We start from the raw sequence: 20,754 nt of genomic DNA on the forward strand, positions 1-20,754 counted from the left end.
GGGCCCCGCAAGGAGGGCTCGGACACGGTTCGGTGAAGGTTGGGACCGCCGTCGCAACCTTTCGGGCGGGGCGTCGGTCCTTCATACCGGTGGGACCCCGACGCGCCCGGTGTCCCGACGCGCACGCGACGACCTGAAGGAGCGCAGTGGAGTCAGCCCAGGCCGAGGAGGCCGGCGGCGCGGAGCCGGTGGCTCCGGCGTCCCCCGCCGGTGCCGCGCCGAGCCGCCGTCCGCTGTGGGCGCTGGCGGCCGGCTGGGTCGCGACCCGGACGCTGATCGTCCTGATGGTCGTCAACGTGGTGCGGATCGGCGACGTCAGCTCCGACATCTCGGTGATCTACCACAGCTGGTACGAGGTGCTGCGCACCGGCACCTTCCCGCTGGACGACGTGACCTGGCAGTACCCGCCGGGCGCGGCGCTGGTGATCCTGGCGCCGGGGCTGCTGCCCTGGTCGTACCTGGTGTCGTTCTTCGTGATCTGCGGCGTGGTGGACGCGGCCGCGATGGCGCTGCTGATGCGGGCCGGGGTCCGCCGGGGCCGCAGCTACCTGGGCGGCTGGTACTGGGTGGTGGGCGTGCCGCTGCTCGGGCCGACCGCGTACTGCCGCTACGACATCATCGTGACGGCGCTGGCCGTCGCGGGCCTGCTGGTGATGCTGCGGCGCCCGGCGCTGAGCGGGGTGCTGCTGGGCCTGGGCGGGCTGCTGAAGGTGTGGCCGCTGCTGGCGCTGATCGGCTCGCCGCGCGGGCGGCGGACCAGGCGGGTGTGGACCTCGGCGCTGGCGTTCGCGGCCGCGCTGGGCTTCCTGCTGACGGCGGGCATGAACGGGGCGTTCGAGTTCCTGAAGTTCCAGTCGGAGCGCGGCATCGAGATCGAGTCGGTGGGCGCGCTGCCGCTGCACTTCGCCCGGCTGGCCGGGTCCTGGCAGGGCACCGTGACGATGAACTACGGCTCGACGGAGTTCCTGGGGCCGTGGGTGCCGGTGATCTCCAAGGTGATGGTCGGGCTGTCGGTGGCGGGCTTCGGCTGGCTGCTGGTGTGGCGGCTGCGGGCGGCCCGCTGGACGTCGGCGACCACCTTCGACGCGGCGCTGTGCGCGCTGCTGATCTTCGTCACGACCAGCCGGGTGATCTCCCCGCAGTACATGATCTGGGTGGTCGGCCTGGTCGCGGTCTGCCTGACGGTGCGCGGCAGCAGCCAGCGGCCGGTGGCGCTGCCGGTGCTGGCGGCGTCGGTGCTGACCACGGTGGAGTTCCCGGTGATGTTCGGCGCGGTGAACCACAGCGAGCTGGGCGGGGTGCTGGTGCTGACCGCCCGCAACCTGCTGCTGGTGGTGTGCACGGTGCTCTCGGCGTACCGGCTGTGGCGCTCCACCCGGCGCCGGGAGGCGCTGACCACGGTGGTGCTGCCGGCCGAGCAGGTGGCCCCGCAGTACCCGGTGCGCCCGGGCATCGCCTACGAGCAGGACCTGCTGGACGACCTGACCCCGGCCGACCGGGGCTGACGCCGCCGACCTCCCGCCGCCCGGTTCTGCAAGTTTCTGAAACTCCTTGCAGGACCGGGCGGCGTGCTGCCACCATCGCCGGATGATCGACTACGACATCCTCATCGTCGGCGGCGTCGGCGTGGACACCATCGTGCGGGTGGACCGGCTGGAGGTCCCGCCGGGCCGGGACTCGGTGGGCGTCCCCGCGGTGCTGGACTACCCCGCGCACACCGGCAACGGCGTCGCCCTGGCCTGCCTGGCGCTCGGTCTGCGCACCAAGTTCGCCGACTTCCTCGGCGACGACCCGCAGGGCGCCCTGGTGCTGGCCGAGTACGCCCGCCGCGGCCTGGACTTCAGCCACCTGCCCGCCCCGGCCGGCACCCCGCGCAGCGTCAACCTGGTCGACCGGGACGGCCTGCGGTTCTCCTTCTACGACGCCCGGCACCCGGCGGACGCCCGGCTGCCGCGCGCGTTCTGGCTGCCGCTGCTGGAGCGCTCGGCGCACGTCCACCTGTCGATCACGAACGTCAACCGGGACATGTACCCGGACATCGAGCGCCTGGGCCGCAGCAGCTCCACCGACCTGCACGCCTGGGACGGCGCCGACGGGCACCACCTGCACTACGCCCTGCGCTCGGACGTGGTGTTCCTCTCCGCCGCGGGGCTGGACGGCCGCCCGGAGGCGGCGATGCGCGCGGTGCTGGAGCGCGGCCGGGCCGAGCTGGTGGTGGCCACCGCGGGCGCGGCCGGCGCCTTCCTGCTGACCCGCGCGGACGCCGCGCCCCGGCACTTCCCGGCGGTCGACCCGGGCGCGCCGGTGGTGGACAGCAACGGCGCGGGCGACGCCTTCGTCTCCGGCTTCCTGCACCACCGGCTGGCGGGCCGCCCGGTGGAGGAGTGCATGCGGGCCGGCGCGGCGGCCGGGGCGTACACCTGCACCGTCGCGGGCACCCACACCGCGTTCCTGGACGCGGCCGGCCTGGAGCGGGCGCTGGCCGGCTGAGGGCGCGGGCCGGTCGAGCGTGCGGGCCGGTCGAGTGTGCGGGCCGGCTCAGCGCGCGGGCCGCGCCGGGGCGCCGGATCACTCCCGGAGCCGGGCCACCTCGGCCGTCCAGGACTTGGTGAACTCCGCGACGCCGATCCCCAGTTGGGCCTTCATCGCGCGCTCCAGGCCGCCCTCGCCGAAGGCCCCGACGGTGCGGTAGAGCGCCACCAGCCGGTCCTGCCCGAAGGTGCGGGCGATCAGCTCGCAGGCCAGCCAGGCCAGCTCGTAGGCCTGGGCGATGCCCGCCGACCCGGCCGTGAACGCCGCGTCGGCGGGCAGCGCGGTCGGCACCCGGCCGGCCCGGACGTCCTTGGCCAGCTCCGGGGCGATCTGCCGGGCGGTGCGCCCGGAGTCCAGATAGCCGGTGTAGTCGGCGACGCCCTCGGAGAGCCACAGCGGCGTCCAGGCCTTGGTGTCGGCCCGGGTGGCGACGTGGGTGGCCTCGTGGGTGACCACCACCCGGCGGCCGAGGTCGCTGAGCTGCCGGTAGGCCTCGGGGTTGACCACGATCCGGTCGGCGGGGGTGTGCAGGGGGGCGCCGCCGACCGCCAGGGTGACCGCGGCTATGCCCTGGTAGGCGTCCGCGGAGACGTCCATCCGGCGGGCGAACTGCTGCTCGGTGAGCGGCAGTTCGAGCAGCAGCCGGGCCCCGGACGGGCCCCAGACCGCCTCCACCGCGGGCACCGCCCGGTCCGCGAGCCCGGCCAGGGCGGTCAGCTCGGCGCCCTCGCCCAGGCCCAGCACCAGGCTGCGCCGGCCCTCCACCGCCCGGACGGTGCCCAGGTCCCAGGGCGCGGCCGCGCCGGTCGGCGTCTCCCGGGCCACCCGCCAGCCGTCCGCCTCCCGCACCAGCTCGACCTGCCGCTCCAGCAGCGCCGGGTAGTCGTCCACGCCGCCCAGCCGGTAGCCGAGCTCGGCGCCGACGGTGAACCGGTCCGCTCCCGGCGGCGGCTCGGCGAACGAGGTCAGCCGCAGCGCGTACTCGGTGAAGCGCAGGGCGGCGGTGCGGGTCAGCAGGTCCCGGTCGGCCTCCTCGGCGCCCGCCGCGCCGAGCGCCAGCAGCGCCGCGGTGTCCCGGTCGGCGACCGCCCGGCCGCGCAGCGACAGCAGCCGGACGACGACCTCCCGCACCCCGGCGGGCGGCCGGTCCCCGTCCGGCCGGGGCGCGGCCGGGCGNGCCGGGGCGGGCAGCGCCCGGGGCAGCGACAGCTGGGCGGCCCCGGCGGCGGCCAGCAGCAGGGCGGCGCGCCGGGACAGCGGGGCGCCGGCCCGCGGCGGCCCGGCGTCCGGCGGCAGGTCGGTGACCAGGGGTTCGTCGACGAGGCTCAGACCCGCACCACCGTGTTGACCGGCATCGCGCTCACGCTCTCGTAGCGGACCCGGGCGCCCGGGTAGGGCGCGTGCACGACGACGCCCCCGCCGGCGTACATGCCGACGTGGTGCCTGTCGTTGTAGAAGATCACCAGGTCTCCGGGCCGGGCGTCGGCGAGGCTCACCCGCCGGCCGGCCGAGGCCTGTGCCTGCGAGGTCCGCGGCAGGGTCACTCCGGCCTGCCGCCACGACCAGTACATCAGACCGGAGCAGTCGAAGGTGCCCGGCCCGGTCGATCCGTAGACGTAGGGGGAACCGATCTTGGAGATCGCGGCGGCCAGCGCGGCGGCGGCCCGGTCGGAGGAGGGCGGCTGGTCGCCGAGGTCGAGCCGGTCGGTGCCCCGGGTGGCGCGCTGCCGGGCCTCCCGGGCGTCGTCGGCGGCCATCCTGGCCCGCTCGGCGGGGGCGAGGCCGTTCAGCAGCCGCTGGGCCTTGGCCAGCCGGTCGCGGACGTCGTCCTTGGCGGCGGCCAGCAGTTGCCGGGCCTGCTCCAGTTCGGCGAGCTTGGCACCGGCCTCGTGCCGCCGCTCGTCCAGCCGGCGCTGCCGCTCGGCCAGCTCGCGCAGGCTGTCGGCCTGCCGGGCGGTGGCCTGTTCCAGCGAGCGGGCGCCGGTGAGGTAGCCGGCCGGGTCCTGGTCGAGCATCAGGCGGACCGCGGGGTCCATGCCCTGCGAGCGGTACTGGGCGGCGGCGACGGCGGCCAGGTCGCCGCGCATCCGGTTGAGCTCCTCCTGCCCGGCGGCGACCTGGTCCTGCAGGCCGGCGGCCTCGGTCTGCAGCCGCTTCTGCTGCTCCTGGGCCGCGTTGTACTTCTCCGAGGCCTGCTCGGCCTCCTCGTAGAGCTGGTCGACCCGGGCCTTGACCTCGCTGCGGCCCACCGGATCGGCCGGGCTGAGCGGCGCGGCGGCGGCCCCGCTCACGGTGAGCCCGAGCGCGCCGGTGGCGGCGGCGGTGAGCGCCAGGGCGCGGGCGAGGCGCTGGACGCCGGGCAGTGGGGTGCGACGGTGCACGGACACGCGCGACGGCTCCGATCTGCGGCCGGCCTCCGCCGCCGCCCGCCGTCGGACGGCCGTCCTCGCGGGGGCCCGGGGGCAGAGGTTAGCGAGTCGGATCGATCCAGTCCAAACCCCGACAGTCACGAATATTTGACCGCGAATCGGACACCAGCACGAGAACGGCCCGGCACCCCGTGCGGGGTACCGGGCCGCGGGTCGCGGGGGGCCGTCAGATCCGGACGATCTTGTTGATCGGCATGACGGTCGCCGACTCGTAGCGGACCTGCGCGCCGGTGTGCGGGGCGTGGATGATCTGCCCGTTGCCGACGTACATGCCGACGTGGTGCTGGTCGCCGTAGTAGATGATCAGGTCGCCGGGCCGGGCGTTGGCGATGTTGGTGCCCAGGCTGGTGCCGGCCGAGGCCTGCGCCTGCGAGGTGCGCGGGATGGACACCCCGGCCTGCTTGTAGGCCCACTGCATCAGGCCGGAGCAGTCGAAGGTGCTCGGGCCGGCCGCGCCGTACGAGTACCAGCTGCCCAGCTTGGAGACGGCCGCGCCGACCGCGTTGCCCGAGAAGCTGGAGGACGCCGGGGCGTTCAGCTCCTGCCGGGAGGTGTCCCGGGAGGCCCGCTCCGGGGCGGCGGCGTCGGCCTTCGCCTTGGCGTCCTCGGCGGCCTTGGCCTCGGCCGCGGCGAGCTGCTCGCGCTCCTGCTGGGTCAGCGTGTTGAGCAGGTCCTGGGCCTTGGCCAGCTTGCCCCGGACCTCCTCCTTGTCCGCCTGGAGGGACTTGGTGGTGGCGTCCAGCTCGGCGAGCTTGGCCTCCGCCTCCTTGCGCTGGGCGTCCAGCTTGGCCTGCTCGCCCTTGAAGGTCTTGAGCAGGTCGGCCTGGGTGGAGCCGACCGCGTTCATGGTGCCGGCCTTGCCGAGGAAGGCGTCCGGGCTGCTGGAGAGCATCAGCTGCATGGTCTGCGGCATGCTCCCGGTGCGGTACTGCTCGGCGGCGATGCCGGCCAGGCCCTCCTGGGCGGTGGTCACCTGCTCCTGCTGCCGGGCGAGCTGGTCCTGCAGTTGGCCGACCTGCTTCTGCAGCTCCTGCTGCTTCTCGACGGAGGCGTTGAGCGCCTCCGTCTTGACCTCGGCCTCTTCGTTGAGCTGGTCGACCTGCTGCTTGACCTGGTCCTTGGTCGGCGCGGGGTCGGCGTGCGCCCCGCCCTGGGCGGACAGCGCCACGGCAGCGGCGGCGGTGGCAGTGAGAATCGAGACCCGGGCACGGCCGACGGGCTTGGGACGGCGATGGGACGCCACGAAGGCGGACTCCTTCTTCCTCACACCGCCTACCGGGTGAGCTGACGGGTTCGGGCCGGAAGACATGCCCTACGACGCCTCACCGCCCGCGCACCGCGGCCGACCCGGCGCCGATTCACCCCGGGGGAACGTGGTTCCCCGGCTCCGTTCGACAGCACCCCCGCAGGGGTATCCCCGTCGGCAGACCCGGTGGTGACGGTCTGCCCGCTGCTTCACGGACTCGGCGGCGACCTCCGCCGCCGCCCCCCTTGGGCGATCGACACTGCGGTGGTCGAGGCACGACCCTAGTAACCGATCCGTGATCCGTTCAAATCCTTGTCGGAAAAAAATCTGATTCTGAATCAAATACCTTGCCAAATATGACCGAAGGTGACCGATTCATTACACTCAGCGTAGTAATTCTCACGATGTGGTCGAGAAACGCCACACCCGGACGTGTTGCGGATCACAGCGGGATCCCGACCCGTCCGGGCGTGTCACGATGCGTCAGTTGTCGCCCCGTGGGGCGTTTGTCCGGTTCGTCGGTCCGTCAGACCCGGCGGATGGTGGAGATCGGCAGGGTGTCGACCTTCATCGTCTTCACCACGTCGCCGGTGCGCGGCGCGTGCACCACCAGGCCGTTGCCGATGTACATGCCGACGTGGTGCCGGTCGCCGTAGTAGATGACCAGGTCACCGGGCTGCGCGTTGTGCCAGTCGGTGCCCACGTTCACGCCGTAGCTGCCCTGCGACTGCGAGGTGCGCGGCAGCGAGACGCCGGCCTGCTTGTACGCCCAGACCATCAGGCCCGAGCAGTCGAAGGTGCTCGAACCGGTGGCGCCCCACACGTACGGCGAGCCCTGCTTGCCGAGCGCCGCGCTCACCGCGACCGCCGCGTAGCCGCTGGCCGCCGGCAGGGTGGACGGGTCGACCCGGGAGGCGCTGCGCGAGGCGGTGCCGCTGCCGCCCTGGAGGATCGCGGCCCGGTCGGCCGCGTTGAGCTTGGAGAGCAGCTTCTGCGCCTCGGCCAGCTTGGCGTTGACGTCGTTCTTGGCGTCGTTGAGCGCCTGGGTCTGGCTGTCCAGCTCCTGCAGGACCTGGGCGGCCTCCTGCTTCTGCTGGTCCAGGCGGCGCTGCTGGTCCTTGAGGGACTTGAGCGTCTCGGCCTGGGTGCTGGCGGCCTGGTCGAAGGAGGACGCCTTGGTCAGGTACTGGTCCGGGTCGGAGGAGAGCATCAGCTGCATCGACGGGTCGACGCCGCCCTGCCGGTACTGGTCCCCGGCGACCGCCGCGAGGCCGGAGGCCAGCTCGGTCAGCTGCTCCTGGCCGCGGGCCACCTGGTCCTGCAGGTCGGTGGCCTGCTTGCGCAGCTGGTCGGCCCGCTCCTTGGCGCCGTTGTACTTCTCGGCGGCCTGCTCCTGCTCCTCCAGCAGCTTGTCGACCTGCGCCTTGACCTCGTCCTTGTTCGGCTGGGCCGGGGCGGCGTGCGCACTGGCCTGGGCCGTCAGGGCGACCGCGGTCGCGGCGGCGGCGGTGAACACGGAGATCCGCGCACGGCTCGGCTGCTTGGGACGGCGGTGGGAGGCCAAGGGGGTGCTCCTTCTTCCTGCTGGACTCACCCCAACGAGTGATGGTCCGGAATATAGGTTTGACGCCAGACCCTAGTGAAGTCCCCACCTCCGCGTCCACTCCCGGGGGGCTTCCGGTCTCGACCACCCGCCCCCTTTCACCGGACCGTCACACTCCGGCCGCCCGGCGGCCCCCTGACCCCGTCTCAGCTGCGGGCCAGCCGGTTCAGCAGCAGCACCGAGGCCACCGGCCGGGCACCGGCCTTGCGCACCCCGTCGGCGACCTCCCGGTCCGCGGAGACCACCACCACCGGGCGGCCCTGCGGCTCGGCCCGCACCAGCCGGCGGATCAGCTCGTCCGCGGTCTCCCCGGTGCGGCTGAAGCGCACCCGCACCCCGCGCGGCGGGGCCATGATCACCGGCACGTCCAGGTCCTGGCCGTCGAAGACGCAGGTCACCTCGGCCTGGGTGCGCTGGGCCAGCATGGCCAGCCCGCCCAGCAGCCGCAATCGCTGCTGCTCCAGCGGCAGTTGGGGGTAGCCGGTCTTGGTCACGTTGTAGCCGTCCACCACCAGGTGCACCTGCGGGATGGCCAGCAGCTGGTCCAGCAGCGCCGGGTCGTCCTCGGCCAGGCCGCGCCGGGCCACGTCGTGCGGCGAGGCCGAACCGGGCTCCACCGCCTCCACCAGGTCGGCCGGGCGCAGCGCCGTCACCGGCAGCGCCAGCTCCCGCTGCAGGCCCTGGGCGGACTGCAGCACGGTGTCCAGCAGCAGCCGCAGCCGCATGTCCTCGACGCTGCGGCCCTCGCGGGCGGTGCGCCGCCCGCTCTCCACCGCGGCCTCCAGCTCGGCGACCCGGTGCCGCAGCCGCCTGGCCTCGCCCTCGGCGGCGCTGCGCTCGACGGCCGCGGCGGCCCGGGCCGCCTCCAGCTCCCCGGCCAGCCGTCGGCTCTCGGCCTGCGCCCGGCGGGTGTCCGCCTCCAGCGAGCGGACCTTCTTGCGCAGCGACTCCGCCTCCTTGCGCACCCCCTCGGCCTCGGCCCGGTGCCGCTCCAGCTCGGCCCGGGCGCCCGCCCGGGCCTCCGCCAGCTCCCCCTGGAGCCGCTCGGCCAGCCGGGCCGCCTCGGCGGCCGCGCCCTCGGCGTCGACCCGCTCGGCCTCCTCGCCGGCCTCCTCCACCAGCCGGGCCCAGCCGGACGGGCGCACCAGGTAGGCGGCGGCCGCGACGTCCATCGGGTCGGCGGCGGCCGGGGCGGTGCCCGCCTCCAGCGCCTGCACCAGGTCGGGCTGGCCCAGCCGCAGCCGCTCGGCTATCCGGACCCGGAAGGCCGGGTCCGACTCCAGCGCGGCGGCCAGCGCGGTCGCCGCGTACTTGGCCCGCCGGGCCGGGGTGAACTTGGCGTACGGGCGCAGCGAGGCGGGCAGTTCGCCGGCCGCGATGCCGCCGAGCGCGTCCGAGGCGATGCCGACCACCCGTCGGCGCACGCCCTCCGGCAGGGGGCGTCCGGCCGTCTCCGTGCCGCCGTGCGGCTCCGGGGCCGGGGCGGGCGCGGTCCCGTCCGTGTCCGCGGGCGCGTTCGCTGCCTCCGCCACTGTCCTCGGCTCCGATCCTGATCCCGGGCGGGCCCCTCCGGCGGGTGCCGGGCGGGGCGTTGGTGTCCGCCGCTGCTGCCAATTGTCCCGTCTACCGTGCCGCACCGACAGCACCCCGCCGACGAGTCCGCCCCGCGCCCCCGTCCGGGGCGGACGGGAACGCGGGGCGGTCGAAGTCGCGTCAGCCCTGCTGGGCGTCGCCCTCCGGGGCCTCCTCGGCGCCCGGACGGGCCACCAGCTCGACCTGGTCCACGGCGTTGCACCAGCGGCAGCGCACCGACTCGATGGTCTCGGCCAGCACCTGGGTCTCCTCGACCTTGGACTCGCCGGAGAGGTCGAAGTGCAGGAAGTCGGTCACCCGGGACGAACGGGTGACGTCGAAGCGGGTCAGGTTGCCGCACAGGGTGCAGCGCCAGCGGGTCTCGGCGGTCGGCGCGGCAATGCTCATGAGTGGTCCCTCTCGGCTGGTCCCGGTTCCGGGCCTCCAGCCTATTGCCTGGGGCCGGGCGGGCGGATCACCGGTCCACAGCCCGGACGCTCACCCGGCCGGAGCAGCGCCCGGTGTCGCGGGTGCGCCCCCGAGGAATGCTGACCGGCATGGTGCTCTCCGCCCCCGCCCGGGCCGGTTCGCCGGCGGCCGAGCGGGCCGCCCGCACCCCGGCCGCCACGTACCTGCTGATCGCGCTGGCCGCCCTGGTCATGCTGGTCGGCCCGGCCGGCCTGAACCCGCTGTACGGCAGCGGCGACGCGCGCGCCTGCGCCGAGCAGCGCTACGAGCACCGCTGGGGCGCCGTCCCCGCCGAGCTGCTGGACGGCCGCCCCCTGACGGCCGCCCAGCTCTCCGCGCTGCCCCCGGCCGCGCCCGGCTGCGTGCTGCCGGCCACCCCCGGCAAGATCCCCGAGCTGTCGGCGGTGACGGCGCTGTTCGTCCACGCGGGCTGGCTGCACCTGATCGGCAACCTGCTGTTCCTGTTCGTCTTCGGCCCGGCGGTGGAGGCCCGGCTGGGCCGGGTGCGCTTCCTGGTCGGCTACCTGGCGATCGGCGTCCTGGCCACCTACGGCTACGCGCTGGCCGAGTCGGGCACCCCGGACGCGGTGCGGGCGCTGGTCGGCGCGTCCGGCGCGATCGCCGGGGTGCTGGGGGCGTTCCTGCGGCTGCACCCGCGGGCCCGGGTGACCGCGCTGGTGCCGCTGCTGCTGTTCCTGCCGCTGCGCTTCCCGGCCTGGCTGGTGCTCGGCCTGTGGTTCGTCCTGCAGTTCTGGTCGGTCACCTCCGGCGGCGACGGGGTGGCCTACCTGGTGCACGTGATCGGCTTCGTGACGGGCTGGTTGTTCGCCTGGGCCGCCCGTCCGGCGGGCGATACCCTGGGCGCACCTTCTCGAACAGGAGTTGCTCAGTGATCACCGCGATCGTCCTCATCAACACCGACGTCGACCGGATCCCCGAGATCGCGGAGGCCATCGCCGCCATCGAGGGCGTCAGCGAGGTCTACTCGGTCACCGGCACCTACGACCTGGTCGCGATGGTCCGGGTGCGCGGCCACGAGGACCTGGCCGAGGTGATCCCCGGCCGCCTCAACAAGGTCCCGGGCGTGACGAACACCGAGACCCACATCGCCTTCCGCACCTACTCCCAGCACGACCTGGAGGCCGCGTTCTCGCTCGGCCTGGACGGCTGAGCCTCAACGCTGCCCGGCTGGGCCTCAGCGCTGCTCGGTGTCGACGACGCAGCGGCCGCCCTCGTTGCGGTAGCTCCACTTCGCACCGTCGCTGACCAGCTCGCGGACGGCGGCCAGGAACCGGTCGAGGTGCTCGACCGGGGTCCCGGCGCCGAAGCTGACCCGGATCGCGTTCAGGCTGCGCTCCCCCGGCAGCGAGGACTCCGGCGCCCCGCACTCGCCCGGAGCCGCCTCCTCGTCACCGCCGAGCAGGGTGCGCACCAGCGGGTGCGCGCAGAACAGCCCGTCCCGGACGCCGATGCCGTACTCGGCGGACAGCGCGGCCGAGAAGTGCGAGCTGTTCCAACCGCGCACCACGAACGACACCACGCCGACCCGGTCGGAGCCCTCGCCGAACAGGCTGAGCACCCGCACCTCGGGGATCCGCGCCAGGCCCTCGGTCAGCTTGGCCACCAGTGCCCGCTCCCGGGCCTCCAGCGCCTCGAAGCCCGCCTCGTCCAGCGCCCGGCAGGCCGAGGCGATGGCGTACGCGCCGATCACGTTCGGCGAACCGGCCTCGTGCCGCGCCGGGCCGGTGTGCCACTGCACCGCGACCGAGCCGTCCAGCTCGCGGGCCACCGTCCGGCTGGCGCCGCCGCCCGCCAGGTACGGCTCGGCCGCGTCCAGCCAGTCCGCGCGGCCCGCCAGCACGCCGGCGCCGAACGGCGCGTACAGCTTGTGCCCGGAGAACGCCACCCAGTCGACGTCCAACTCCCGCACCGAGACCCGGTGGTGGGGCGCCAGTTGGGCGGCGTCCAGCACCACCCGGGCGCCGTACCGGTGCGCGACCGCGGTCAGCTCCCTGATCGGCCACAGCTCGCCGGTGACGTTCGACGCGCCGGTCACGCAGAACAGCTTCGGGCCCTCGGCCGCGCCCAGCAGCGCCTCCTCCAGCGCCGCCACCGCCTCCGCGTGCGAACGCGGCGCCCGCAGGTAGCGCACCGACAGGCCCTCGCGCCGCCACGGCAGCAGCGAGGCGTGGTGCTCGGTCTCGAACGCGAACACCTCGGTGCCGGCCGGCACCGCGCCCGCCAGCAGGTTCAGCGAGTCGGTGGTCGCCCGGGTGAAGACCACCTGGTCCCCGTCCCGCAGGTCCAGGAACCCGGCGACGGTCCGGCGGCTCTGCTCGAACAGGTCCGTCGACAGCTGCGACAGGTACCCGGCCCCCCGGTGCACCGACCCGTAGTACGGCGCGTACGCCGCGACGTCGTCCCACACCCGCTTCAGCGCCGGGGCGCTCGCCGCGTAGTCCAGCGCCGCGTAGCCGACCTTGTCCCCGGAGGCGAGCGGAACCTCGACGTCCGCGCCCAGCACGGCCAGCGGCTCGCAGATCTCGGTGTTCACAGACATGGGTGCACTCCTCCACGGGGTAAGGACCCCGGAGGAGCGACACCGGAAGTCCGCGCTTGCCACGCGGACCTGTCGCCGCGCAGCCCGGTCCTCACCCAGGGCACCCCGCCACGGACGGAGGGTTGCCGGACAGCCAGCTGGGGCTTCGCGCTGTCACTCATGACCTGGCGAAGACACTACACGACACCGTCCCCGTCTCAACACCCGTCCGCATCCCGAGACGGAATCCGGGCGGCGCGGGAGGCGCCGCCCGGCCCCCCCGGCAGTGCTTCCCTACGCCTGCGTCGCCTCCGCCCAGCGCTTGAGCAGTTCCCCCGCCGCCCCGGAGTCGATCGCCGCCGCCGTCCGCACCATCGCCGCCGCGATCTGCTCGGTGAGCGGGGCCTCCCCCAGCTCCAGCGCGACCAGCGCGGCCGCGCCGTTCAGCACGACGGCGTCCCGCACCGGCCCGCGCTCGCCGTTCAGCACCCGGCGGGCGACGTCCGCGTTGTACTCGGGGTCGGCGCCGCGCAGCGCCTCGATGCCGACCAGCTCGATCCCGACGTCCCGCGGGTCGAACGCGGTCTCCGTCACCTCGCCGCCGCGGATCACCCACACGTGCGAGGTCGTGGTGACGGTCAGCTCGTCGAGCCCGTCGTCGCCGCGGAAGACCAGGCCCTGCGCGCCGCGCCGGGCCAGCACGCCGGCGATCAGCCCGGCCAGCCGGGTGTCGAAGCAGCCGACGGCGTGCGAGGTGACCCGGGCCGGGTTGGTGAGCGGGCCGAGGATGTTGAAGACCGTGGGGACGGCCAGTTCGGCGCGCGCCTGCGCGGTGTGCCGCATCGAGGGGTGGAACTTCGCGGCGAAGCAGAAGGTCAGGCCGACCTCCTCGGCCACCGCCGCGACCCGCTCCGCGGAGAGCTCCAGGTTGACGCCGAGCCGCCCGAGCACGTCGGAGGAGCCGGAGGCGGAGGAGGAGGCCCGGTTGCCGTGCTTGACGACCTTCGCGCCGGCGGCGGCCGCCACCACCGCGGACATGGTGGAGATGTTGACCGTCTTGGCCCGGTCGCCGCCGGTGCCGACGATGTCCACCGCGGGGCCGGGGACGTCCAGCGGGAGCGCGTGCGCGTACATCGCCTCGACCAGGCCGGCGATCTCCTCGACCGTCTCGCCCTTGCCGCGCATGGCGATCAGGAAGCCGGCCACCTGCACGGGGCTGGCCTCGCCGCTCATGATGCGGTCCATCGCCCACGCGGTGTCGGCCTGGGACAGGTCGTTGCCCCCCAGCAGCGAGCTCAGCAGGTCCGGCCAGGTGCGGACCACCTGCGCGGGGTCGCTACCGCCGTTCGCAGAGTGCGCGTTCACCATGGCTGACTCCAGCTCTCGTCATCGTCCCGGAGGAATCCCGAAGAAACGACGTCAGCCTATCGAGCGAGCGGGGACGGCCGCCCGGGGTTGCCGTCCCCTTCTCTCCAGTTGAGACGCACCGGCGGGACGGTCAGCGCCCGGCGGGCGCCCGCCGGGCCAGCCGGGCCCGCAGCAGGGTGACCGCGGCGTCGGCCAGGGCGACCGGGTCGACGGGGTGCGAGATCGCGGCGTCGGCCCGGCTCCAGGCGGCGAGCCAGGAGTCCTGCGGCCGACCGATGACGACCAGGACCGGCGGGCAGCCGTAGATCTCGTCCTTCAGCTGCCGGGTGAGGCCCAGCCCGCCCGCCGGGACGGCCTCGCCGTCCAGCACGCAGAGGTCGATGCCGCCCTTCTCCAGCGCGCGCAGCACCGCGGGGGCGGTGGCGCACTCCAGGTACTCGAGGGCGGGGACGTCCGCGGCGGGCCGCCGGCCGAGGGCGAGGGTCACCTGCTCACGGGTGTTGCGGTCGTCGCTGTAGACGAGAACGGTGAGCGTCTCGTCGGAGTGCTGCGCCATGGCCCCTGCTTCCTGGTGCTCGTCCTCTTATATGTGTGCCCGTGCCGGGCGGCCCCGACCGAACGGCCCAGTGTGACCCGGGCCACGTCCTTGGACGGATGCTACTCCCGCGCGCGCTTCCTGCGGAGACCCCGACGCGATCTCGCTCAAGCCGCCGCGCCCGGGACTCACTCCCCCGGCGCAGTGCGCTCACCCGGTCGAACAACCGTCAGAAAACGGGCGGTGCGCGAGGCGGGCATACCTCACGCACCGGACACTCCGAGGGAGACCCCCCGGCGTGAAGACGGAATAAGGGACCGACATAATGTCCGTCGTGGCGACAGCAACAGCAACAGAAACCGGACACGCGCACGGAGCGGTCAACAGGCCGAACCTGGTCAGCGTCGGAACCATTGTCTGGCTGAGCTCGGAGCTGATGTTCTTCGCGGCCCTGTTCGCGATGTACTTCACCCTCCGCTCGGTCAAGGGCGCCGAGTTCTGGCACGAGAAGGCCCATGCCCTCAACGTGCCGTTCTCCTCGGTCAACACCACGATCCTGGTGCTCTCCTCGCTCACCTGCCAGCTCGGCGTGTTCGCCGCCGAGCGCGGTGACGTGAAGAAGCTCCGCTCGTGGTTCACGATCACCTTCGTGATGGGCGCCATCTTCATCGGCGGCCAGATCTTCGAGTACACCGAGCTGGTCAAGAAGGACGGCCTCTCGCTGTCCTCGGACCCGTACGGCACGGTGTTCTACCTGACCACCGGGTTCCACGGACTCCACGTGACGGGTGGTCTGATCGCCTTCCTGCTGGTCCTCGGACGGACCTACGCGGCGCGGCGGTTCACCCACGAGCAGGCAACCGCGGCGATCGTGGTGTCGTACTACTGGCACTTCGTCGACGTCGTGTGGATCGGCCTGTTCGCGACCATCTACCTGATCAAGTAGCAGCCGCCCCGCCCCTGACCCCGCGTCACGTCGACGCGTGGGAGTCGGGGGCAGGCTGCTGCCGACCAGATCCTGACACCGGGGTTATTCCGTGAAAAAGCTCTCCGCACGACGGCGCCACCCACTGGCGGCGGTCGTCGTCCTACTTCTCGCCCTGGCGGCCACCGGGGGGCTGTACGCCGCTTTCGCGCCCGCCGAGAAGGCGCAGGCCGACAGCTCCGCGCAGTCGCTCGCCATCGACGAGGGCAAGAAGCTCTTCGCCGTCGGCTGCTCCTCCTGCCACGGCCTGAACGGCCAGGGCACCTCCGACGGCCCGTCGCTGGTCGGCGTCGGCTCGGCCGCGGTCGACTTCCAGGTCGGCACCGGCCGCATGCCGGCCCAGCAGCCGGGCGCCCAGGTGCCGCGCAAGAAGAACATCTACTCGCAGGCCGAGATCGACCAGCTGGCCGCCTACGTGGCCTCGCTGGGCCCCGGCCCGGTCACCCCGACCCCCGAGCAGTACGAGCCGTCCAGCAACGACGTGACCAACGCCGAGCAGGTCGCCAAGGGCGGCGAGCTGTTCCGCACCAACTGCGCCCAGTGCCACAACTTCAACGGCAAGGGCGGTGCGCTGACCAACGGCAAGTACGCCCCGTCGCTCGAAGGCGTGGACGCGAAGCACATCTACGAGGCCATGCAGACCGGCCCGCAGAACATGCCCTCCTTCCCCGACACCACCATGCCGGAGGAGCAGAAGCGCGAGATCGTGGCGTTCGTCCGCCACACGAACGACGAAGCCAGCCCCGGTGGCCTCACCCTGGGCAGCCTCGGTCCGGTGACCGAGGGCCTGTTCGGCTGGATCTTCGGTCTCGGCACGCTGATCCTGATCGCGATCTGGGTCGCCGCCCACACCACCAAGGCCAAGAAGTCATGAGCCACGACATGTCAGAGAACCTGCCGGAGGCCCACGACGCCTCCCACGGCACGGCCCTCGTCTCCCACGACGACCCGTTCGCCGACCCGGGCCTGCCGGCCCACGAACCGCGTCGGACCGACATCGACGAGCGGGCCGCCAAGCGGGCCGAGCGCCAGGTGTCGCTGATGTTCGTGGTCTCGATGCTGGCGACCATCGGCTTCATCGCGTCCTACGCGTCGATCGATGCCGACAAGATCGTCTACATCTTCCCGCTGGGTCACGTCAGCGCCCTCAACTTCGCCCTGGGCATGACCCTGGGCGTGGCGCTGTTCTGCATCGGCGCGGGCGCGGTCCACTGGGCCCGCACCCTGATGTCGGACCACGAGCTGCCGGCCGAGCGCCACCCGATCGAGGCCGACGACGACGTCCGCAACGACGTCATCGAGCAGTTCAAGACCGGTGCCGCGGAGTCCGGCTTCGGCCGCCGCAAGATGATCCGCAACACCCTGATCGGCTCGATGGCCCTGGTGCCGCTGTCCGGCGTGGTGCTGCTGCGCGACCTCGGCCCGCTGCCGGAGAAGAAGCTGCTGCACACCGGCTGGGACAAGGCGACGCAGAGCAGCCCGATCAAGCTCGTCAACATGAACACCGACGAGCCGATGAAGCCCGAGGACATCGTCCAGGGCTCGCTGACCTTCGCGAAGCCGGAGGGCCTGGAGGAGTCGGCCGAGGACTTCCAGCAGCAGATCGCCAAGGACGCGCTGATGATCGTCCGGATCGCCCCGGGCGACATCAAGGACGCCGAGTCCCGCGACAAGGGCTTCGAGGGCATCCTCGCCTACTCGAAGATCTGCACCCACGTCGGCTGCCCGATCTCGCTGTACGAGCAGCAGACCCACCACGCGCTCTGCCCCTGCCACCAGTCGACCTTCGACCTGGCGGACGGCGCTCGCGTCATCTTCGGCCCGGCCGGCCACCCGCTGCCGCAGCTGAAGATCACCACCGATGAGCAGGGCTTCCTGATCGCCACCGGCGACTTCGACGAGCCCGTCGGCCCGAGCTACTGGGAGCGTCCGCGATGAGTTCCGCAAGCGGCACCAAGAACAGTGCCTCCAAGCCGGCCAGTACCCGGGGCAACCCGGCGAACAAGGCCGAGGCGGCCGCCGACTGGGTCGACGGACGGGTCGGGATCTACTCCCTGGCCAAGGCCAACCTGCGCAAGATCTTCCCGGACCACTGGTCCTTCATGCTCGGCGAGATCTGCCTCTACAGCTTCATCATCATCATCCTCACGGGTGTGTACCTGACGCTGTTCTTCACCCCGAGCATGGCGGAGACCGTCTACCACGGCAGCTACCTGCCGCTGAACGGCATCCGGATGTCGGAGGCCTACGCCTCGACGCTGGACATCAGCTTCGAGGTCCGCGGCGGTCTGCTGATCCGCCAGATCCACCACTGGGCCGCGCTGGTCTTCGTCGCCGCGATGCTCGTGCACATGATGCGCGTGTTCTTCACCGGCGCGTTCCGCAAGCCCCGTGAGATCAACTGGGTCTTCGGCTTCCTGCTGCTGGTCCTGGGCATGTTCGACGGCTTCTTCGGCTACTCGCTGCCGGACGACCTGCTGTCGGGCACCGGCATCCGCTTCATGGAGGGCGCGATCCTGGCGGTGCCGCTGGTCGGCACCTACATCCAGATGTTCCTGTTCGGCGGCGAGTTCCCGGGCACCGACATCATCCCGCGCTTCTTCACCATCCACGTGCTGCTCATCCCGGGCATCATGCTGGGCCTGCTGGTCGCGCACCTGATCCTGGTCTTCTACCACAAGCACACCCAGTGGGCGGGCCCGGGCAAGACCGAGAAGAACGTCGTCGGCATGCCGCTGATGCCGGTCTACATGGCCAAGGCCGGTGGCTTCTTCTTCCTGGTGTTCGGCATCATCGCGGCGATCTCCGCGATCGCCACGATCAACCCGATCTGGGCCGTCGGCCCGTACCGTCCGGACCAGGTGTCCACCGACGCCCAGCCCGACTGGTACATGGGCTTCTCCGAGGGCCTGATCCGCATCATGCCGGGCTGGGAGATCTCGGTCTGGGGCGGCCACACGCTGAACCTCGGCGTGATGGTCCCGCTGGCGGTCTTCCCGCTGGTGCTGGTCGCCATCGCGGTCTGGCCGTTCATCGAGTCCTGGGTCACCGGCGACAAGCGCGAGCACCACATCCTGGACCGCCCGCGCAACGCCCCGGTCCGCACCGCGTTCGGCGCGGCCTGGATCTCGCTGTACCTGATCCTGCTGGTCGGCGGTGGCAACGACCTGTTCGCCACCCACCTGCACCTGTCGATCAACACGATCACCTACGCGGTCCGCGTCGGCTTCTTCGTGGTGCCGGTCCTGACCTTCATCGTCACCAAGCGCTGGTGCCTCGGCCTCCAGCGCCGCGACAAGGACAAGGTGCTGCACGGGCGCGAGTCCGGCGTCATCAAGCGCCTGCCGCACGGCGAGTTCGTCGAGGTGCACACCCCGCTGTCGCAGAAGGACCTGCACAGCCTCACCGCCCACGAGCAGCCCCAGCCGCTGGAGCTGCCCGCCGAGACGGACGAGAACGGGGTGGCCCGCAAGGCCGGCGTGATCACCAAGACCCGGGTGAAGCTCTCCGAGGGCTTCTACGGCGAGGGCAACCAGATCGCCAAGCCCACCACCGAGGAGTACCACGAGATCACCAGCGGCCACGGCCACCACTGATCCCGCGTAGCTGTCACGCCACGTCAGAACCCCCACCGGCTCCGGCCGGTGGGGGTTCTGGCATACCGGGGCGGTCCGGCCGCGGCGCCCTGTTATGTTGGCCGGGTGCACCTGGTGATCGACTCCCAGTCCCCCACCCCGCCCTACGAGCAGATCCGCGCGCAGATCGCGGCCCTGGCCCGGACCGGCGAGCTCCCGGTGGGCCTGAAGCTCCCCACCGTCCGGGCCCTCGCCGAGCGGCTCGGCCTCGCCGCGAACACGGTGGCCCGCGCCTACCGCGAGCTGGAGGCCGACGGCGTGGTCGAGACCCACGGCCGGGCCGGCACCACCGTCGCCCCCGCCGGTGACGCCGCGCACCGCCTGGCCGCCGGCGCCGCCGCCGAGTACGCGGCCCGGGCCGCCCGCCTCGGCCTCACCCGCGACGAGGCGCTGGCCGCCGTGGTCACCGCCCTCGGCGTGGCCTACCGCTGACCCGCCGGGCCGGCCCGGCGGCAGGACGCCGACGACGGCGAGGTCCGCCCGGGGAGCAGCTGCTCCCCGGGCGGACCCTGCCGCGCGTCACCGGCTCGCGCTCGCCGACGCGCTCGGGCCCGTGCCCGGGCCCGGCGTCGCGTTCACCGTCCCCTCCGGGGCCGCCGTGCTGACCGGCTTGCCCAGCGCGCTGTGCTTCACGTACTCGTCGAAGCCGATGTTCCAGTCACCGAAGCCGTTGCCGAACGGCTCCATGTCGTGGCCCTTGCTGTTGACCACCTGCACGATGTCGCCGACCCGGGTGTTGTCGAAGAACCACTTCGCCTCGTCGGTGCTCATCCCGGTGCAGCCGTGGCTGACGTTCTCCTTGCCCTGCGCCCACGTCGACCAGGGCGCGGCGTGGACGTACTCGCCGCTCCAGGTGACCCGGGTGGCCCACTTCACGTCCAGGTCGTAGGCCTCGCTGCTGCCGGCCGCGATGCCGATCGTCTCGCTGCTCATCCGGACGTCGGACTCCTGGCCGAGCACCACCTTGACGCCGTTGCGGGTGTCGAAGCCGGGCTTGCCGGTGGTGACCGGGATGGTCTTCACCACCTCGCCGTTGCGCTTGTACGTCAGCTGGTCGGTGCCCGCGTCGACCAGCGCCTCGACCCGGTCGCCGGTGCGCAGCGCGAGGGTCTGCTCCCCGCCCCCGTAGACGCCGTCGGATATCCGGATGCCCGGCAGGTCGTAGGCGAGCTTGACGGTGGTGTTGGCGGGCCAGTACTCCTGCGGCCGGAAGTGCAGGTTCTCGTCGTCGACCCAGTACCAGGCGCCGGTGACGGCGGGCTGCGAGGTGACGGTGAGGCCGCGTTCGATCTGCTGCCGGGCGGCCGGGTCGGTGACCGCCTCGGAGAGCTTGACGGTGAGCGGCTGGCCGACGCCGTAGACGCCGCTGCCCGAGCTGTCGGGGCCGAGTTCGGCGGTGACGACGTGCTGCGCGTCGGCGGTGGTGAAGGTGGAGTCGGCCTCGCCGTGGCCGCCCGTGCCGTCCTCGGCCGCGACCTTGACGGTGTACGCGGCGCCGGCCCGGAGCGGATCGGTGGTCTGCCAGTGCTGCTGGTCGGCGGCGAGCTCACCGGCCACCGGCTTCCCGTCGGGACCGGTGACGGTGACGGTGCCGAGCTTCGCGCTGCCGTCCGTGGTGACGCTGAACGCCTTCGCCGGGTCGGCCTCCTCCCCGGCGGCCGAGGTGTGGATCAGCGGGGCGACGTCGATCTGGTGGGGCGAGTCCTTCTCCGCGGACCCGCCGCCGGAGGAACAGGCCGCGGCCGGTGCCAGGACGAGCATGGCGGCCAGTGCGGTGCGGCTACTGCTGGCTATCCGAGAGCCCTTCAACGGAACCTCCCAGGGGGTACGAACCTGCCTCAG

19 protein-coding genes and 2 riboswitches are annotated in these 20,754 nt (G+C 72.9%); of the genes, 9 read left to right on the top strand and 10 right to left on the bottom strand.

Annotated elements, in window-relative coordinates; translation table 11 throughout:
* The first annotated feature begins 146 nt into the window (after window positions 1-146).
* Window positions 147-1,505, top strand: a complete 1,359-nt coding sequence (locus tag HUT16_RS09335) for a glycosyltransferase 87 family protein (RefSeq protein WP_176187269.1) — start codon at window positions 147-149, stop codon at window positions 1,503-1,505.
* A gap of 82 nt (window positions 1,506-1,587) precedes the next feature.
* A complete protein-coding gene (locus HUT16_RS09340) occupies window positions 1,588-2,490 on the top strand; it encodes a carbohydrate kinase family protein (RefSeq protein WP_176187271.1) in 903 nt (300 codons plus the stop codon).
* A 78-nt stretch (window positions 2,491-2,568) separates the two neighbouring features.
* Here the strand turns inward: HUT16_RS09340 and HUT16_RS09345 are convergent, their stop codons facing one another.
* The 6 genes from HUT16_RS09345 to HUT16_RS09370 all read right to left on the bottom strand — a co-directional run bounded on the left by HUT16_RS09345 (window position 2,569) and on the right by HUT16_RS09370 (window position 9,790).
* On the bottom strand, window positions 2,569-3,663 hold the full coding sequence (locus tag HUT16_RS09345; RefSeq protein WP_176187273.1) for a hypothetical protein: 1,095 nt from the start codon (window positions 3,661-3,663) through the stop codon (window positions 2,569-2,571).
* Window positions 3,664-3,857: 194 nt separating this feature from the next.
* Window positions 3,858-4,919, bottom strand: coding sequence for a C40 family peptidase (locus HUT16_RS09350; protein WP_176187275.1), 1,062 nt, complete (start codon window positions 4,917-4,919; stop codon window positions 3,858-3,860).
* A gap of 208 nt (window positions 4,920-5,127) precedes the next feature.
* Window positions 5,128-6,204, bottom strand: coding sequence for a C40 family peptidase (locus HUT16_RS09355; protein WP_176187277.1), 1,077 nt, complete (start codon window positions 6,202-6,204; stop codon window positions 5,128-5,130).
* A 10-nt stretch (window positions 6,205-6,214) separates the two neighbouring features.
* Window positions 6,215-6,371: riboswitch (cyclic di-AMP (ydaO/yuaA leader) on the bottom strand.
* A gap of 362 nt (window positions 6,372-6,733) precedes the next feature.
* On the bottom strand, window positions 6,734-7,771 hold the full coding sequence (locus tag HUT16_RS09360) for a C40 family peptidase (protein ID WP_176187279.1): 1,038 nt from the start codon (window positions 7,769-7,771) through the stop codon (window positions 6,734-6,736).
* A 185-nt stretch (window positions 7,772-7,956) separates the two neighbouring features.
* Window positions 7,957-9,342, bottom strand: coding sequence for an NYN domain-containing protein (locus HUT16_RS09365; protein WP_176187281.1), 1,386 nt, complete (start codon window positions 9,340-9,342; stop codon window positions 7,957-7,959).
* Between the two features lie 181 nt (window positions 9,343-9,523).
* On the bottom strand, window positions 9,524-9,790 hold the full coding sequence (locus HUT16_RS09370; protein WP_176187283.1) for a hypothetical protein: 267 nt from the start codon (window positions 9,788-9,790) through the stop codon (window positions 9,524-9,526).
* A gap of 149 nt (window positions 9,791-9,939) precedes the next feature.
* Between HUT16_RS09370 and HUT16_RS09375 the strand changes: the two genes are divergently transcribed.
* Complete coding sequence (locus HUT16_RS09375; RefSeq protein ID WP_254897727.1) at window positions 9,940-10,743, top strand: rhomboid family intramembrane serine protease; 804 nt, start codon at window positions 9,940-9,942, stop codon at window positions 10,741-10,743.
* The gene (locus tag HUT16_RS09380) at window positions 10,740-11,021 is read left to right on the top strand and encodes an Lrp/AsnC ligand binding domain-containing protein (protein ID WP_176187285.1); all 282 of its coding nucleotides are present in this window, start codon (window positions 10,740-10,742) and stop codon (window positions 11,019-11,021) included. The genes HUT16_RS09375 and HUT16_RS09380 overlap by 4 nt, the downstream gene beginning before the upstream one ends.
* A 24-nt stretch (window positions 11,022-11,045) precedes the next feature.
* Here the strand turns inward: HUT16_RS09380 and HUT16_RS09385 are convergent, their stop codons facing one another.
* From HUT16_RS09385 to HUT16_RS09395, 3 genes are all read right to left on the bottom strand, one after another.
* Window positions 11,046-12,410 (bottom strand): aminotransferase class V-fold PLP-dependent enzyme, encoded by a 1,365-nt coding sequence (locus HUT16_RS09385; protein ID WP_176187287.1) that lies wholly within the window; start codon window positions 12,408-12,410, stop codon window positions 11,046-11,048.
* Window positions 12,411-12,457: 47 nt separating this feature from the next.
* Window positions 12,458-12,575, bottom strand: a riboswitch (SAM riboswitch).
* Between the two features lie 108 nt (window positions 12,576-12,683).
* Window positions 12,684-13,757, bottom strand: coding sequence for an anthranilate phosphoribosyltransferase (gene trpD, locus HUT16_RS09390; protein ID WP_176187289.1), 1,074 nt, complete (start codon window positions 13,755-13,757; stop codon window positions 12,684-12,686).
* A 130-nt stretch (window positions 13,758-13,887) separates the two neighbouring features.
* Window positions 13,888-14,313 (bottom strand): hypothetical protein, encoded by a 426-nt coding sequence (locus tag HUT16_RS09395; protein WP_176187291.1) that lies wholly within the window; start codon window positions 14,311-14,313, stop codon window positions 13,888-13,890.
* Between the two features lie 304 nt (window positions 14,314-14,617).
* Here HUT16_RS09395 and HUT16_RS09400 point away from each other — a divergent pair, with 304 nt between their 5' ends.
* The 5 genes from HUT16_RS09400 to HUT16_RS09420 all read left to right on the top strand — a co-directional run bounded on the left by HUT16_RS09400 (window position 14,618) and on the right by HUT16_RS09420 (window position 19,344).
* Complete coding sequence (locus tag HUT16_RS09400) at window positions 14,618-15,238, top strand: heme-copper oxidase subunit III (RefSeq protein WP_030460978.1); 621 nt, start codon at window positions 14,618-14,620, stop codon at window positions 15,236-15,238.
* Window positions 15,239-15,329: 91 nt separating this feature from the next.
* Window positions 15,330-16,151, top strand: coding sequence for a c-type cytochrome (locus HUT16_RS09405; protein ID WP_176187293.1), 822 nt, complete (start codon window positions 15,330-15,332; stop codon window positions 16,149-16,151).
* An 8-nt stretch (window positions 16,152-16,159) separates the two neighbouring features.
* A complete protein-coding gene (locus HUT16_RS09410) occupies window positions 16,160-17,215 on the top strand; it encodes a ubiquinol-cytochrome c reductase iron-sulfur subunit (protein ID WP_254897728.1) in 1,056 nt (351 codons plus the stop codon).
* Window positions 17,212-18,873: a cytochrome bc complex cytochrome b subunit gene (locus HUT16_RS09415; RefSeq protein ID WP_176187297.1), complete on the top strand. Its 1,662-nt coding sequence runs from the start codon at window positions 17,212-17,214 to the stop codon at window positions 18,871-18,873. Before HUT16_RS09410 ends, HUT16_RS09415 begins: the two co-directional genes overlap by 4 nt.
* A gap of 105 nt (window positions 18,874-18,978) precedes the next feature.
* Window positions 18,979-19,344 (top strand): GntR family transcriptional regulator, encoded by a 366-nt coding sequence (locus HUT16_RS09420; protein ID WP_176187299.1) that lies wholly within the window; start codon window positions 18,979-18,981, stop codon window positions 19,342-19,344.
* A gap of 87 nt (window positions 19,345-19,431) precedes the next feature.
* Here HUT16_RS09420 and HUT16_RS09425 read toward each other — a convergent pair whose 3' ends face one another.
* On the bottom strand, window positions 19,432-20,673 hold the full coding sequence (locus HUT16_RS09425) for an Ig-like domain-containing protein (RefSeq protein ID WP_176187301.1): 1,242 nt from the start codon (window positions 20,671-20,673) through the stop codon (window positions 19,432-19,434).
* Between the last annotated feature and the right edge of the window lie 81 nt (window positions 20,674-20,754).

Origin of the sequence: Kitasatospora sp. NA04385, assembly GCF_013364235.1 — a bacterium.
In the GTDB taxonomy this organism is placed as follows: Bacteria; Actinomycetota; Actinomycetes; order Streptomycetales; family Streptomycetaceae; genus Kitasatospora.